This window comes from Nostoc sp. CCY 9925 (genome assembly GCF_963920935.1).
Classification (GTDB): domain Bacteria; phylum Cyanobacteriota; class Cyanobacteriia; order Cyanobacteriales; family Nostocaceae; genus Nostoc.
In genome coordinates, this window is record NZ_CAWUDO010000074.1 from 1 (window position 1) to 16,247 (window position 16,247).

10 protein-coding genes and 2 pseudogenes are annotated in these 16,247 nt (G+C 41.2%); 6 read left to right on the plus strand and 6 right to left on the minus strand.

What is annotated here, in order from left to right; translation table 11 throughout:
* The 3 genes and pseudogenes from ACM0OY_RS28350 to ACM0OY_RS28360 all read left to right on the plus strand — a co-directional run.
* Positions 1-275, plus strand: a pseudogene (locus ACM0OY_RS28350) (arylsulfatase); the annotation flags it as partial.
* A 492-nt stretch (positions 276-767) separates the two neighbouring features.
* Positions 768-1,130, plus strand: a complete 363-nt coding sequence (locus ACM0OY_RS28355; protein WP_414572123.1) for a transposase — start codon at positions 768-770, stop codon at positions 1,128-1,130.
* Positions 1,131-1,143: 13 nt separating this feature from the next.
* A pseudogene (locus tag ACM0OY_RS28360) lies at positions 1,144-1,296 on the plus strand (transposase); the annotation flags it as partial.
* Positions 1,297-1,626: 330 nt separating this feature from the next.
* Here ACM0OY_RS28360 and ACM0OY_RS28365 read toward each other — a convergent pair.
* Entirely contained in the window at positions 1,627-2,193 is a 567-nt protein-coding gene (locus tag ACM0OY_RS28365; protein ID WP_414572124.1) for a hypothetical protein, read from the minus strand.
* Between the two features lie 532 nt (positions 2,194-2,725).
* On the opposite strand from ACM0OY_RS28365, the gene ACM0OY_RS28370 reads away from it, so the two are divergent.
* Positions 2,726-3,388: a tyrosine-type recombinase/integrase gene (locus ACM0OY_RS28370; protein WP_414572125.1), complete on the plus strand. Its 663-nt coding sequence runs from the start codon at positions 2,726-2,728 to the stop codon at positions 3,386-3,388.
* A 112-nt stretch (positions 3,389-3,500) separates the two neighbouring features.
* Here ACM0OY_RS28370 and ACM0OY_RS28375 read toward each other — a convergent pair whose 3' ends face one another.
* From ACM0OY_RS28375 to ACM0OY_RS28390, 4 genes are all read right to left on the minus strand, one after another.
* The gene (locus ACM0OY_RS28375; protein WP_414572126.1) at positions 3,501-7,106 is read right to left on the minus strand and encodes a plasmid replication protein, CyRepA1 family; all 3,606 of its coding nucleotides are present in this window, start codon (positions 7,104-7,106) and stop codon (positions 3,501-3,503) included.
* Complete coding sequence (locus ACM0OY_RS28380) at positions 7,103-7,669, minus strand: hypothetical protein (protein ID WP_414572127.1); 567 nt, start codon at positions 7,667-7,669, stop codon at positions 7,103-7,105. The genes ACM0OY_RS28375 and ACM0OY_RS28380 overlap by 4 nt, the downstream gene beginning before the upstream one ends.
* Positions 7,670-8,251: 582 nt before the next feature.
* Complete coding sequence (locus ACM0OY_RS28385) at positions 8,252-8,554, minus strand: fertility inhibition FinO-like protein (RefSeq protein WP_414572128.1); 303 nt, start codon at positions 8,552-8,554, stop codon at positions 8,252-8,254.
* A gap of 12 nt (positions 8,555-8,566) precedes the next feature.
* Complete coding sequence (locus ACM0OY_RS28390) at positions 8,567-10,084, minus strand: AAA family ATPase (RefSeq protein WP_414572129.1); 1,518 nt, start codon at positions 10,082-10,084, stop codon at positions 8,567-8,569.
* Between the two features lie 683 nt (positions 10,085-10,767).
* Between ACM0OY_RS28390 and ACM0OY_RS28395 the strand changes: the two genes are divergently transcribed.
* Together ACM0OY_RS28395 and ACM0OY_RS28400 are read left to right on the plus strand one after the other, a co-directional pair.
* On the plus strand, positions 10,768-12,633 hold the full coding sequence (locus tag ACM0OY_RS28395; RefSeq protein ID WP_414572130.1) for a protein kinase domain-containing protein: 1,866 nt from the start codon (positions 10,768-10,770) through the stop codon (positions 12,631-12,633).
* Positions 12,634-12,840: 207 nt separating this feature from the next.
* Entirely contained in the window at positions 12,841-13,803 is a 963-nt protein-coding gene (locus ACM0OY_RS28400) for a tetratricopeptide repeat protein (RefSeq protein WP_414572131.1), read from the plus strand.
* On the opposite strand, the gene ACM0OY_RS28405 is transcribed toward ACM0OY_RS28400, so the two are convergent.
* A complete protein-coding gene (locus ACM0OY_RS28405) occupies positions 13,761-16,193 on the minus strand; it encodes a CHAT domain-containing protein (RefSeq protein WP_414572132.1) in 2,433 nt (810 codons plus the stop codon). The genes ACM0OY_RS28400 and ACM0OY_RS28405 overlap by 43 nt on opposite strands.
* Positions 16,194-16,247 lie beyond the last annotated feature (54 nt).

The window sequence follows — 16,247 nt, forward strand, 5'->3', positions numbered from 1 at the left end:
CAGATTTAGCCAAGGGGAAAGGAACACCAGGTCGCGCCGAACTTTATATCGATGGAAAATTAGTAGGGCAAGCGAATGTCCCTGTAACTACTCCCTTAGCACTAGGTCTCACCAGTGGTGTTACCTGTGGGATAGCCCCTGGTGCGCCTGTAACACCCGATTATGAACCACCCTTCAAGTTTACGGGCAAGATTCATAGCGTGATAGTGGATGTTAGTGGAGATTTGATTCAAGACCGTGAAGCCGAAATGCGTGTCATAATGGCACGACAGTAGCAACAAGATGAAACATTATTTTACAGTCGCGACTGTGCAATAGAGATACGCCGCATTGGCTCTCAAAACCTTGGATATGACTGTATATATATTATCTAGGTAAGTTAAACCCTTGCTATCAGATAATTCAAGTTTTCACCTAGACAACATTATGATGCAGCAAGCGCGTGTTTTTTATTCTAAGTGTGCCAAGCACAACACGTTTAATAAGTTAAACGTGGCCTTACTTGGAATGAGCGACACTTCCTTGCAGGTGTGGGTGGCGTGAGCCAATTAACCAAATTCAGTGGGTTTAAGTCCCCCGGTTCTATAACCGGTCAGTTTTGTGGTCGGTGTAGCACCCATTACAAAACTATACTTCCAACTTCCGACTTGTTTAACTTAGTCGTCCCTGAAAAATAGATGAAAGCCAGTATTAAGAGAGAGTTAACAGAGAGAAACTGTGTGTAAGATTGCCAGAAAATCTTCCAAAGCTTGAAAAAGCAGGTGAACATGAGCGGTAATTTTGGGGAAAATAGGATACCAGTAGAAGGAATAAAACAACCTTTACTGGAGAGTCAACTAAATCTAGAACATCCGTTAGCAAAACTGGCTAAGGCTTTGGATTGGCAGTACTTTGAGCAAGAGTTTAGAACAGCAACCACAACAGATGTAGGCCGCCCAGCATTGTCGAGTCGGTTGTTAGTGGGGCTGCATTACTTGAAAGCACTGTACGATGAGAGTGATGAATCAGTAGTGGAGAAATGGGTAGAAAATCCCTATTGGCAGTACTTTTGTGGAGAACAAACTTTTCAACATGAATTACCTTGTCATCCTACAAGCTTGGTGAAGTGGCGGCAGCGAGTTGGAGCGTAAGCGAGCAGGTTTTCTCAAACGACTGCTGAAACGTCGTAGTGCTATTGAGCCTGTCATTGGACATACCAAACATGATCACCGGATGCAGCGCAATTACCTGCAAGGTCAAGTTGGCGATCGCATCAATTCTTTTTTGGCTGGCTGTGGATTTAACCTCCGAAAGCTTTACCGCTTTTTTGTGACTGCTCCACTTCTTCACCTTGTAGCTTAGATTACTATCCTTTTATTTTTCAGGGACGACTATTTATTGAAACAAAATGCCGACCAATGGTCGGCAAAAGACGAGTGCTTATGCTGGGCTGGAGTGCCAAAATATCGAGTGGCATATCAGCAAGCACGTGTTTTTTAGTCTTGTTTTGTTAACAAATTCAGTGGGTTTAAGTCCCCCAGTTCTATAACCGGTCAGTTTTGTGGTCGGTGTAGCACCCATTACAAAACTATACTTCCGACTTGCGACTTCCGACTTCCGACTTCCGACTTGCGACTTGCAACTTGTTTAATAAACTGGATGATAAAGCCCGTCGTTCTCATTAAATCGCCACGAACGATTACCCAAATCGCGGTCTTGTGTCCAGCGTTCAAAGTCCTTTTGCCGCAAAGTTGCACGTTTTTCTTCAACGGTCGATGCACTAGTGCCAAAACGCGAGGCTAATTGTTCTGCATTACGGGGTTCAAGCTTGACTGGTGCACTCGTTTGGTAGGGGTAGCTGCTTGATTTGTTGCGTGACCTTGATGCGTTGATACTATTTTGCATTTGTAACAATACCCCTTCAAATCGTGCCAGCTTTAAGAATAGTTCTTCTACCTTGGCAGAAATGTTGCTTTCTCTGGAAGAAGAAAGGTTGTCGATATTTTCTTGTAAACGAAGAAAATCTTCTTCAAGTTTATGCAAGCGATTTTCTACAGTTTCTTTTGTACTTGGTATATCGTCTAAAACTTGGTGTAGACCTTGAATTACCAATTTTGTGGCGGTAGTTTTACGTTCTTGTGCAGCTAGACGAAGTGCTTTAACCAGGGTTTTCGGTAATCGGAAGTTAATCGATTCACGCTCTATATTTGTCATATTTGTATCCTTTAACCCTGGTATAGACAGTTTACCACGTGAGCGTCAGATTTTTCACGTATTTATAGGTGTTTGGGGCAACTGTACAGAATCGTTACTGGCAAAATAGCCCTCCCAGTAATGATTCTGTTGATTGTGTAAATACGCCTGAAGCCAATTGTATAGAAATCCTTACCCTAGTTGACTTTCAAGAGACACATAGGAGTAAGCAGCGTGTGTAGATGTGGTACAGAAGATGTCTATATAGTAATAATTTACTTAAGTATACTGCTGACTGGGTAATTAGGAAGAGAAAAAGGTAAGCTGATTGCTGATGATTGGGGTGAGGATTTTCAATTAGTCCGCGAACCAACAATAGATATTTGTCTATACGCACTGTGTAGAAAGTCTTGCCCTGCTTGGCACTCAAGAGCCGCATTCCTTATTAGTTGCCAGTCATCATCTGCACGGGCGCACGATCGCACGCGCTCAAAGGTGTCCCCCTAGACTGAGATAATGAGAAAACAACGGGGGCGGTAATAGGAGAGCCGAGTTGAAGATTGATAGACACGGCAGAGCCAAGATACTCTCGCCAGAAGAAATTCAACTTCTGTTCTCGCAGGGGGTAGACTCACTACGAGACAAAGCACTGTTTGCCGTCATGCTTTACACCGCTTGTCGGGTTTCGGAAGCCGTGACGTTGCTCAAGCGCGATGTCTATGACTCCAAAGGAAAAGTTCGAGCCAAAATCACCTTTCGCAAAGGTAACACGAAAGGGAAACTGGCTACCCGCGCCATACCCGTAATTCAAGAATTGCGAATCAGGCTACAAGCATATAAACCGCGAGATGATTCGCCGTGGCTATTTCCGGGAAATCCCGATCACAAGAGAGCTAGTACCCACCTGCACAGAGATTCAGCACTGTGGATAGTGCGAGTTGCTTGCCAACGAGTCGGAATTGAAGGCGTAAGCTCTCACAGCTTTCGCCGTACAGCACTCACTTCAATGAGTAATGCTGGAATTCCCTTAAGAGTGATTCAGGAAATTTCCGGGCATCGCACGTTGGACGAGCTTTACAAGTACCTGGAGGTGAAAGAAGAACAAGTATTGGGAGCAGTATCATCTTTATCGCTGCTTGCACCGATTGAAGAGAACGACTTCGAGAAAACCAGGAAAGTCGAAGTCCCCAAAAAATCAGTCAAGCAAAGGCATTAACCTCATTTTACTCAAAAAACAAATTTGCAAGCAATACGAGCGTAATTAGCGTAAATTCGCTGAAAGCAAAAGTAGAAATTACTCAGAAAATACGGTTAGTTGTGGCACGAGTTTAGCTGCCCTCCATAGGCAACACTTCCTCATTGAGCCACTCGTAAAATTCTGGGATTGCTGCCTCCAACGAGCGCAGTTCACTGAGCGCTATCGCCTCCAACTCCAGCACCACCTCCCACCGCCAATCCCCAGTCCATCGCTTGAGGATACCCTTAAGAGCCTCTACACCTTGGGCGATGCCAGAGCGAAGGGTTTCCACGCAGTGAAGTAAAGTAATGCGATCTGTGGAGGAAGCAGGGGAGAGAGATTCTTGCCCCTGTGCCTCTGTGCACCCCCGTACTGCGTTAGGGGTTACTGCTATAGATCTATGCCCAAGAGCCTCTTCTGGTTGTGTAGTATCCACCCCCTCAACGATGGAGTTTCCTATACCATTATGGGGGGGGGTGGATACGGGAACAGAAACACGTTCTAACCCTAGCGAAGACTGGGTTTGGGAGTAAGGAACCCGTTGCTGTTGACGATGAGCGATAACTTGTAATGCAAAATCTAACTCTGGCTTAGAAAGCGAGAATAGTTTAACCTGCATTCCACGAGGTCCCTGCTTACGGCAAGCTAACTTGAGTCCCAGCTGTTCAAGCATTGTGGCCAGTAACCAAATCGGTTGACAGTCACTTGGAACTGTAAAACCAAGAATTGCTTTGATGTGAGCAGCACATTGAATGGCGATCGCTGTCATATTTAATAGATGTGGATCGGCAGCTGTTACTTCTTCGCCAGTGACTAAACGCCCCAAGACGTGATGTAATCCCAAGTTTACCCTTGCTAACCACTTGGCGGAATAATTGCCCCAATCCATGCAAAATGGAAGTTTGTCGCGTTCGGCGCGGTCTAGTTGGGTAACAAATGCTGGTGGTAATGGGTACTGTTTACCAGTCTTGGAGTCTTGGATGATTTCATCTGGTGGTGAAAGGATGGCTTCAAGAGCAGCAAGCGCCCCAATGAGTCTACCGGAGTTATCCTTCTCGACTAATAGGGGCGTAACTTCCATACCGTAAGCTTCATGAATGCGGAATTTTTCACATTCGTTCATTTCATCAGGTGAAAGGTAATCCTTGGTTTGTCGTGCGCGGTATTCTGTTTTAGTAATGTTTTTGGCAGTGGCGACGGCATGATGATGAGCCGAGTCGAGAGCGTCTGCTGCCGTCTTCAACAATTCCCAAGCCGGGGCATCATTCTCGTCTCCCACGGGTATAATCTCATTGCCCATGTGCTTAAGCAACTCGCGCAGGTCTGTACGTAAGTTATTGATCGATTGGTGACGAGCAGATTTGATTTTGCAGTAAGCATCTAACGCCCAGTCTTTCTCAGCGCCCCTCTTGCCTGACTCTCGGTCGATCCGCAGTAAGAAAGCTGTAATCTCGTTGGTTTGGAGTAGTCTAAGTTTAATCTTAGTCGGGTTGGTATCCAAATATCCAAAAGGTGGCTTCGGCGCGACCCAAACATGAATCGGCACTTTTGGACGATAGCGCCACAGTTGTTGAGCGCACTCAGTTGCAGTTTGACTGATGGCATGAAACACCCCAAACACTAAATCAAAATGATAGTCTGGAATGTCTACACCAGTTCCCAGACTGGGGGAAGTCAAAAGTATATCTATATTTTTGACGGCATTAGTGATGTCTTTAATAAAGGCCACATTCTCGTCACTGCCAGAGTTATCTGAATGCACAGACCAAATCCGTAATTTTGCCAAACGCTTACTATTGTTAGTAGTAGATGGAGAATCAGTGGTGGAGTCAATCTCGTCGGCATCAGGAGATAACTCAATGTGTAGCAAAAATGATTTTTCCAATTTCTTGATGAAACGCTTACTGTCGCTGACCACCATAACTTTCTGGCCAATCATGATTGCCGCCGAAATTTGAGCAACCAAAGCACTTGAATCCTGACCTTCATACCAATAGATGGTGCGATCTCCGTTGTTGAACTCATTCTTAATAATGTACGGCTGCTCGTTCTCTGGTCGCATGGCTTTGAAAAACTCAATAGTCGTATCATCCATGTGTGCATCGGCAATCACTACCAGGGGGGCGTTGTAGACAATATACTGTAGTGTTTCCAGGATTAAGGCGCGATGTTCTTTACAGGTTTTGCTCAGTAATAGGTGAGTCAGGTATTGGCAAGCTTCATCAATGAAGATGCAGCCATAAGTTAGGGCCTGGGTATTTAACTTATATAAACTGTCGATGGTAATGCTCAGTGCCGTTGCCTGGGCCATGCCTGCATAACCAAGGTCAGAATACATCAAGGTTTTCAGGCGTTCGGCTAAATTCTTGAGCAAATTCACCCGATGCCCGTTGTTGAGAAATCTTTGATCTGGGTGAGCATCACGCCACCAACGCATTAACTCGGTTTTGCCAGTACCCATGTCAGAAATCAGTACCACTAACCCAGTTTTTGGGAAGACAATATAGTTCTGGTGTTGAGTAGGGCGGGAAAAGTTAAGTTTGTACCTAACTTTTTCCTGATAGCCGGGAGGGATTTCAACAGGTGGTTCTGGCGGCTCCAGAAAATTCAAAGGTTTAAGCGGTGGTTCTTGTCGTAATATACATGGTGCTTCTTGTGTTGGGAGTGCTGGTATTTCATCCTCAACCCTAACTGCATCGGTGAGATATTTTGTATCAACAATGGCATCGGGTTTATACTTTCTCAGCCCCCGGTGCTTGAGTAGAAACAAACTCTGGTAATCTTTCAATGAGCGAGCATCATCAACAATTGCCGTCAGCAATGCGTTAGCATCCTCACCTCTAGCAACTACAAAATCATCAACGCCTTTTTGGGGCCCTGGCAGTAGTGCCACCTCACAAGTACAGCCAACCCCCTCAATCGCAATGCCAGTGCGAACTGTGGCTTGATACACCGACCATCGGGTTTTTAGCTTCGTCTCGTAGTCAAACAGAATAATGAATTTCCGCCCCTTTTGTGCCAGTGGTAGTAGATCCGGATGCAGCCTTTCATCGAAATCCTTTTTCCCCACTCGTCCGTTCCAAATACCAGGGAGTGCTAGAGCTACAAACCCCAGACTGAGTAAGCAAGCCGCCTTCTTCTCGCCTTCGCATAATATTATTGGGATCTCTGGATGCCGCTGTACCCATTCCCAAAATACCAGTGGAGTAAGCCTATTTTGTAACCTCAGTGCCAGGGGTGAGTGATATCGCTTAATGTTATACCGTAGTGCCACCAAATCCCAAATACAATCGGCCACATCAAAGTAGGTAACACGGTTAGGGGTTTTGGGGGGTGACTCGTACTTAACTGGCTTACCCTTTTCCCAATCCATGCGCGGGTTGTTGGGCTTTATCCGTCCCCATTCCATTGGCAACCAATGGTTGTACGGGTCAAGCGAACCAATTCTAGTCGCTCCAGCTTGGAGATGCTCGTATAGTTTTAAGTATCCATCTGTGACTCGACCTGCATTTTTCCGAGGAATTTTGTCACTGATAAATAGGTAGTCGTAAACTGCATCTCCTTCGATGTGGAAGAAGTTGCGCTCAATTAGGGCAGGGTGGATGGCACTACCAACTGCTAACTCATGGTAAGAAGCTGCTATTAGGTTGTTAGGGTAGACAACTGCTTCAGGCGGGGATACAGAGTTATTTTTCATAACTCTGTATCCCCAGTTAAACCAAAATACACCTCACCTAGCCCCGTTGGGGCGGGGTGTGGGGTGTAGGGTGTAGGGTGTAGGGCAAGAAATAGCCCCAACAACCAATGGGCCGGAAGCCCCGCCTTTTCAGGGCGCTTGCGTTGTAAGGGGTCACAATCCTCTGTCCTAGCCGTCCCTACACCCCACACCCGTTGCGCCACACCCTGTTCAACACACGCTCTTGATGCAGCTGCCCCTCTGGTAAAGGCTATTATTTCTCCAGTCTCTACAATCACGATGCCCGTTAAAAGAAAATCGGGCGACATAACTATCGCTAGCTTTATACTCGGTTCTAGTTTCTGCACTAGTGAAAGCAACTCTTGTTTTGCTCCCAAAAGCAACCCGTAATCTGACCAGCACTCGCTTGTGATGACAATTCCTTCTCCCGTCATCACTCTCAGGTTTTCTAGCCAAACTCCCACTGGCTGTTTCTCAATTCTTGCCGTTTCAATTTTGTCAGATAGCCACTCCCAAAGTTTTGGACATGTGGGAGTTATCTGCGTTATGCATTCATTTTTCACGATTTTTCCTCTGATTGTTGGTTTCCAGCATCAGAGGGGGTTGAATCAGCCACAAGCTATCAGTTCACAGCTATCAAGGATTTTCCTTACTGATAACTGATGACTGATAAGCGATCGCGTTAAGATGCGCTGCTAAACTTTGTATTTTGCAAACAAACTTTGGCAAGAATTAAATTTTTTGCCAAGACACAAAAATACCACGGCAGAATTAATCTATTTTCTGTCGCACCCAAGTATAATGGGCATAGTACAGCAGCGTGGACTAAATCTCCTCTTACCAGTCAGTGGAATCAAGTCGCCAAACTTTAAAGACCACTTTCTCGGTTGTCTAGAGATGAACCCCGCTCTGAAATTATTCAATTGTCTTGACACTGGACAAAGCGTCACTCCTTAGTGCGTTTTGTCCTTTAAATTTTTGACCTGTGTATAAATACCTCCATTTTTGACTCAACGCAACCATAAGCTCGATCTTACTTGACTTGTGGTCTTCTAGCATCTTACGAGATTCTGATTTTTTGCTTGAAACTCCTTCATAATTGTGAACTTTTGTTGTGACTTACCTTGTTGGACAAGGATTTTTTCTCAAGGTGCACCTACCGCAGAGACTGTCTCTACTTTGGGTTTGCGCTCGAAAACTTGTATATTGGGTTCATCCAACACGAACCCACGATCGCTTTGCTGACCGAGCTTACCAGCAATTGCTGCTACCCACTGTGGGTAATTGCTGGCAGCATCAGTCAGTTTCTTCCAAATTTTGGGTTTGACTGTGATGCTTATGATGCGACCACCACAGTCAATCTCGAACTGTTGCCAACCGTTTTCTACAGTTACCGCTTGGGGCAGTTCGTCAATTTTGATTGTTACTTCTAGTTTTCCTGCAATCATAAATACCTCTGTTTAAGATGCGAACGGTAATTTTGAATTATCAGAAGTGTGCACCAAACCTTGCGGATCTGTCTTAATGTATTTTTTTATAATTGGTTGGAGAGTAAAACTGATTTCTTTAGTAACTGGGTCTTTAATACTTTCAATTAACGACTGCCTTTCAAGTTTCTCTAACGCTTTGATTAACTCTAAAGTTGATACACCTTCTTGACTTTTCTCTTTTATCCCAGACAAGAGTTTAGTAAAACTAATAAATTGTTGATTTCCGACTATTCTTTCTGCTATATAAATCAAGATTTGTCGCTGAGTACTGCTCAATGATTCTCCAAACAACTGATTAAGCATTACTTCAAAATTACTGCTAACAAGCGTAGTTGGATTTTCAAAAAATAATTTTGCGTTACCAGCAAAGAAGTGATTAATTCGATTAGCTACTGCTTGAAGCTCTGAAGGATTTCCACGATACGTTTGAATTAATTGGTTACACTTTTCTTTATCTGATAATCCTTTACTAGATAAAAGTTGGATTGCGGCATCTATGTCTAAGCCTTGGATTTTCAATATATGAAGAGGTAGTTTTGCCGTTATGATATTATCAAGTTCATCAGGCCAAGCTCGACCAGTCAGGAGTATGCAGCCTTTATGTTCTTCTTCTATCAAGCGGTGAAAAAATACTCCATACTCCAGTCTTTGCTGAAAGTTGCTTTTCTGAAATAAAAAATCAAAACCATCTAATACTAGCAGGCAACGGCGTGATTGTAAGCCTTTAATCAATACTGAAATCAATGCTTGGGTATATTCAGGCAAACTTAAATCAGGATCGCAAGATTGAGTTAGTTCTATGAGTTCGGCTACTAAATCTTGAAGTAATGGTACATGGGTAATTGTTTTCCAGATTAAAGTATCAAATGTTGGTTGTTTTCTTCCACTAACTTCTTCTAACAACTTTGCAACCAATGCACTTTTACCAATGCCTGCAATTCCTATCAATGATATACAACGCTGATTACTTATCAATTCTTTTAATAAGCTTAGTTCCTGTGTTCGCCCATAAAAGCGAGATATATCCGGCAGTTTACCCCTAATGGTTAGTGTCAAATTGTTGACATTAAGCCTTTGCTTTTCGTCTGAAACAGATTGAATATGGTACTTTTTGTTAACTTGCTCTAAAAAATACCACAGCTTCTTTTTCCCTACTCGTTCGCCATCCCCTATGGTTTCTGAAAGTATGTCCCATAAGCGAGGTGCTACTGTGCGCTGTATGTAATTTAAGCTGTAAGTCGAGTGACTTGCTATATCCTCGTACTCTTGATCGTTCAATGCCCCTTTTATAACGAGCATTTCAATTTCAGATAAATATTTGCCTCTCTTAGCAAATACTAAGTCATTTACTACGACCAGAGCTAGCCTAAAAGACTCTGTTATTGAAAATACTTCTTGAAATAATTGACCAGATGAAAGTTCCTGCTCTCTAAAACAGGCAGAGGAAGAAAGAGAAGATTGAAGTTCCGGTTCAGCAGTAAAATCCATAGCTATGCCAGTACCTCTGATACGGTAAAAAATGTTCGTTAAGAGGCTCTCCACAAACGAGGCTTAGTTTTTAAAGTATGTTACATTGCAATCGATCATACCTGATTTTACTATTTATGGTTAATTTTTTCAAAAAAGTACTAAGTTGACTTTAGTGTAGTTTTGATCGAATTTAGGGCATCTACGGAAAGATAAGGCTTACGAAGTCATAGTAACTTACTTTTCATTCAGGGTAGTAAAAGTATTATGATGACATTGGTCTAAAGCTGGTTGTCCCCGTAGTCGCTGCAATTTGGGTGGATAAGAAAGCACTCATGTCTGGCGCTCGCTCGCTCTAGAAAAAAGTCACAATTGTAGGCATATTGGGCACAAACCCGAAATAAATCGATTCTTCGTATTAAAACGAATAACCGACGGGAGCCCACTCAAAACTACCAAGGCTGGGGATTTATTTTTATGGATGTCCCTTGGTGCAGCCGCGCCCTTTGGGCAAAGCTAGGGTGGGAGATTTTTAAATTGAATCTGTGCTTCTAAAAAAATTTTTTACAAACCCCAAAAATCCGGGCAATGTAAAGGAAGAGTAATTAGCGTAAATTGTGATGGGTACTTGTATCTGTATTCAGACAGTAAAACACAAACACTGTTTGTCAACTGTCTAATGCATAAATTTATACTTGGCAAGTATGTCGTTTTATTGTATAAACCCGCTTTGTGAGCAACGTCAAAATCCTGACAATACTCAAACATGTCTGTCTTGTGGTACTCCACTGCTGATCAATAACCGTATTCGACTGCTCAAACCATTGAGAGAGCTTACTTATGACCCGCAGAGCTACTTTGAGGTTTTTGAAGTAGATGACGCTGGTATCAAATGGCATCCGGTTTGTAAGCGAAGAGTTATGAAAGTTCTTAAATGGAATTCCAGTCGGCTTCGTGAGTTAATTGAGCGGGAATTTCGTGCTTTACGATTAATCCAACATCCAAATATTCCTCAGTGTGATGTTGAGGACTTTTTCAGTTTTGCACCTAATAATAGTCCTCTAGAACTACGTTGCTTAGTGATGGATAAAATTGAAGGCCAAAACTTAGAAGAATGGATAAAGGAGAATGAAGCTATTTCGCAAGCTCAAGCATTAGAATGGCTACGTCAATTAGTTGAAATACTTGATGTAGTACACCATAGTGAATTTTTTCATAGAGATATTAAACCTGCTAATATAATTCTTCAGCCAAATGGGCAGTTGGCATTAATTGATTTTGGAACTGTGCGACGAATGAGTGACACTTATTTAACAAAAGTTAGTGCAAGTGGAGGAACTAATACAAGAGTAGGAAAATACGAAATTACAACTGTCGTCTCCTTTTATTACACACCACTAGAACAAATTCATGGTAAGGCAGTACCTCAGTCAGACTTTTACGCTTTAGGGCGGACTTTTGTACGTCTAGTTACTGGTATTTCATTGGTAGATTTACCAACAGATCGCAAAACAGGAAATTTACTATGGAGAAATAAAGCAAAGCAGATTGACAAGCCTTTTGCTGATTTTCTCGATGAATTAATGGCTTCCGTGCCTGGGCAACGTCCAACAACTACTGAAGTTATCCTACAAAGATTAAAAATATTACCTCAGCAAAATAAAATTTATAGAGTAACGAGGTCTAAAACGTTCAGAGCCAGTGCAGTAATTGGGTTTATGATTTTGACAGTCTTTGTAACTTTCAAAGTATTATTACCACTAAGAGCTAAATATTTAGTGTCTCAAGGCGAGAAGGCTGAAGCAGCAAATAATTTTCAGACTGCAAAAGAGTTTTTTGATTCAGCGATAAAAATTAATCCTCAAGCCAAGTACGCTATTTCCAAATTTTATTTTGAAAAAGGGCTTCGCAGTATTAATAGCCTGGAATTAGCTAAAAGATACTATGAATTAGCAATTAAATATAATGATACAAATATAGAACCATATAATAATTTAGGTATTGTATGTAAACAATTACAAGATGATAAATGTGTCATTGATAGTTATGAAAAAGCTTTTCAGCTAACCTATAATAATTGGAAAGGGCATTATGGGTTGGGGACTTACTACGATGAACAAATGAAATATGATTTAGCAGAGCAACAATACCAGTTAGCCATAAAAATTAATAATCAAGCGATAATTGCTATTAATAACTTATCTAGAGTAAAAATTCTACAAGGTGATTATGATACGGCAATTTCTCTTGCCCAAGAGGGGTTACAAAAAACTACAAATCCTAGATGGCAAGCAGCTTTGTACAAAAATTTGGGTTGGGCAAAATTTGAGCAGAAGAAATATAGCGAGGCCGAACAATATTTAGAGAAAGCAAAAAAATTAGATATTCAAAGAACGGCTACCCACTGTTTGCTGGCACAAGTGCAGGGAATTTTAGGTGATTTTGATAATTCCTGGCTTTCTTGGGAAGCCTGCTTACTAACTGAATCTAGAGAACCAGAGGTTTTCAGCTGGCGAGCCGAAATAATAGAAAAGATTAGACAGAAGGCTCCTAATTTAATTCAAGATTAAGCTTATTGTAGTTAATAGTGTCTTAACAGTAACAAATTATTATCAAATTTCAAATACCTTGTTAAACACCTTCTTTTATATCTCCAATTTCTGTATGCTATTAAGTTACATATAGCTAGATAAATACTTTTAATGCTAAGTACGCACAGACAAAAGAAGAAAATTGAGAGAAAAGTCAGTATCTCCAAAATTCTAGTAGTTCCATCTATGATATTTTTTCTAGGTTGGAGTAATGCGTGGGGTCAGGCAAAGCCAGAAGTAAAACGTAGGTGTAACGTTATTGGTCGAGTGACTAGTGTGGGCGATCTTCGTTGGCGAGTGAATAACTTGTTGTGTTCTGGAGATCGTATTACTCCAATGAAGGGACGAACAGTTAATACTTTATGCTACTTGAACGGAGAATTTCTAGATTTTAAACAAAGTAGGATTTTCGATGCTAAAGATAAATGTAGCCTCCCGCGCAATAGAGTAAGATTATGTACTGGATTGAACCCAAGTGGATGTGACAGTATTAAGGGCCCAACAAATGTACCAATGCTAATTAGTCCCTATGGCAGTTCAATGTTGAGTACTAGACCTGTAATTTCTTGGTACGCCGTTTCTAAGGCTACAAGTTACACAGTTATTGTTAGTGGTTACGAATTTTACTGGGAAACAACGGTGGATAAAACTGTTACCACACTGCCCTACCCAAAACAACAAAACCAATTGCAGTTTGGCAATACCTACAAATTTACTGTGCTTGCAAACCTCGGTGATACTCCTATTAGTTCTTCTGAAACGTTGGTAGTTAGTGTTTTGCCTCAAGAAGAGCAAAATTCCATTTTACAAAAGGTGAAGCAAGTCAATGAATTAGCCCTATCTCCAGATGAAGCTGCTATTTCGGATCTAGATGCTATATATATGTCTAGACATCTTTTGAATGAAACGATTGAGACATTGAAAGCAAGAGTAAGAGCAGGAAGTCAAAACCCCACTATCTACCGATTATTAGCAGATCGGTATTTAGAAGCATGGTTACCAAGGGAGGCACTTCGTGAATATACAAAAGCAGCACAACTGGCAAAAAGTACTAATAATTTAGATGAATTAGCTCGCATACAAGAAGGTTTAAAAATAGTAGAAAATTACAACCAACCGCCAACTAGCACGAACCCAGCCCAAAAATAAGGGTCAGTGTATTGAGGATTAGCTGATAAACTCAATTGTGCCTGACGTAGTGCCTCTGCTTTACTTAAACCATTTTTCAACTGCTCGTAGAATTCTTGCATGAGAATAGCCGTAGAGCCTTCATCTACCAACCATAAGCTAGCGATTACGCTCTCTGCGCCAGCTTGTGCTGCCACTCCAGCGATTCCTAAGGTTGAGCGCTTATTGCCCTTAGCTGTTTGGCAAGCACTTAGAACTAATAATTCGATTGCATTTTTATTAGACTGAAATCTACCTTTGAGCAAGCTATCGAACTCTAATATGTTAATGGCTTTGTCATAAGCTAAAAATACAGTCTTATCAGAGTTTGAGCTAAATTGTCCATGAGTGCTAATATGAACAATTGGAAAATCATTTTTACTTAATTCTTTTTGAAACTGTAGACTAGTAAATTTTTCGTTTAGCAGTACAGTTGAAGAATTTGTTTCTTTCTTGATATCAGCTACTTCTACTGCTACTTTTGGCAGCGCTCTCAAACCTTTTGGAGCATTTTTATCATTGAAACTAGGACTTTCTTTGCTGAGTCCTGCAATTAAAGCTATTAATTGCTTTTTAGATGAGGATTTAGGTGTTTGAACTTTAGAACCTAAAGTTTCTGTAATATTGTATTGATTGACTAAATAGTTATTTCCATCGTGTAGTAATGCCATTGGTAAACTTTGGAAAGAAGTATCCAAAGCAAACACTAGTGTTCCTGATGAGGATAAATGTGTTTTAATGGGTGCAATCAGTAAGTTATAAAGTTTTTGAGAATGTGTAAGAATATCAAATTCGCTCCTAGATGAAAATCTAGGAGACTGCAAAATACTTAGCAGATTATTGATAGGGTTTTTAATTAATTTAGCGTCTACAGAGTTATGATGAAGAGAACGGTCAGGAGATTGTACAATTACTTCTATAGTGTTGCCTAAATCAATAATATGAATGATTGTGGCAGTGCTGGGTAACTTCTTAAAGCTACTCAACGCTACAAGGTCAAGCTTACCGCACCCAAGAAAATTTTCCAATTCTGCTATTTGTAATTGTTCGTTCATCTGAATTACTAACTCTAGATCCGGTTTAGAAAATGAGAGCAGTAATCGCATATATTCACGATAAACAGGTTCTACTTTCTCATAAAATGAAAACTGTAAATCTGCATTACTTGCTAATAGATTATCGCGAACTTGTTTCAGGTTATTAATTGCAGCACTATAAGCTTCAAGAGCTTTATCAAATTTTCCTTGTTTGTAGTATTCTAAACCCAATTCGTGCTGCCATTCATAAGCGATATCAAATGCCTGAATTGATTGAGCCAAAGCCATCGCTTGTTCGAGATAATGGAGCGATCTCTCGTGTTGTTTTTCTAATTTGCCCAGTGTGCCGAAAGCATTCGACATTAGTCGCTCGTCGTTGGTACTTTTTGCCGTTTGCAAAGCTGATTCTGCATATTGTATGGCTACTGAACGTAATCCTTCGTCTGGAATTTGATTGAGACTATTGGCAAAGTTTAGCTTGGTATAAATAGATTGGCTAGCAGGCAATTCAGAGAATGCAGAAGTATTTTTCAGTATATTATCTACTGAAGGTTGAATTTGTTGACTGATTTGAGTTTGAATTGCAGCTAACTGTGTACTGCCTGAATTTGATTCTGCTGTTAACCACTTTTGAAAGTCTAACAGTAAGCTCAAGCGTTGTAGTTGCGCTTGTAATCTGATTGCCATTGGTGCGGTTGAGCTATTAATCAATGACTGGTAATCATTGAGCAATTTGAGTGCTTGTTTTTGAATAAAATTAAAAGTTTCTTTTTGAAAAACTGGTTCTTCTATCCAACTATATTTATCCCGTGCCTGTTGATAAAGAGATTTTCCAGTATTATTGAGCGATAGCAAAATTGCACTAGTATCAAAATTATGCGATTGTTGAGCAATTGATAACGTTTTTCTTAAAACTAATTCTGATTGAGATAATTTACCTAACTGGCGCAATACATTGCCTAAGTTTTGTAATCCTAGTAGGTGTACGGGTATGGGGTTCAACTTGTTAATTTCTGCATCAAGTAGTCTTTTCGTAGAATTAGCAGGCTCAAGAAGCGAGGTGGCACAGATTTCAGTATTGAATCTCAAAGCTTTGACAACTATCTTACAAGCTCGAAGATGTAAACCCATAGCTTGTAGAGCTACGTTCTGATTGATTAAGGTTCCTGTGATTCCCTCTGTATCTTTAAGATGTTCATAAAGTTTTGTAGCTTGCTGCCAAGTCTCAAAAGCTTCTGCTGTTTGACCGAGATCCAGTTGCCTTTGACCCTTGTGGTTGAGTACTTCAGCTCGGCGCTGTTGGGCTTGTTTATTTACTTGCTCAGCTAGAATCATACATGGCTGGCTTATGGCTATTGTTAACGCTAGAATGCCTAGTAAGAGGTATTT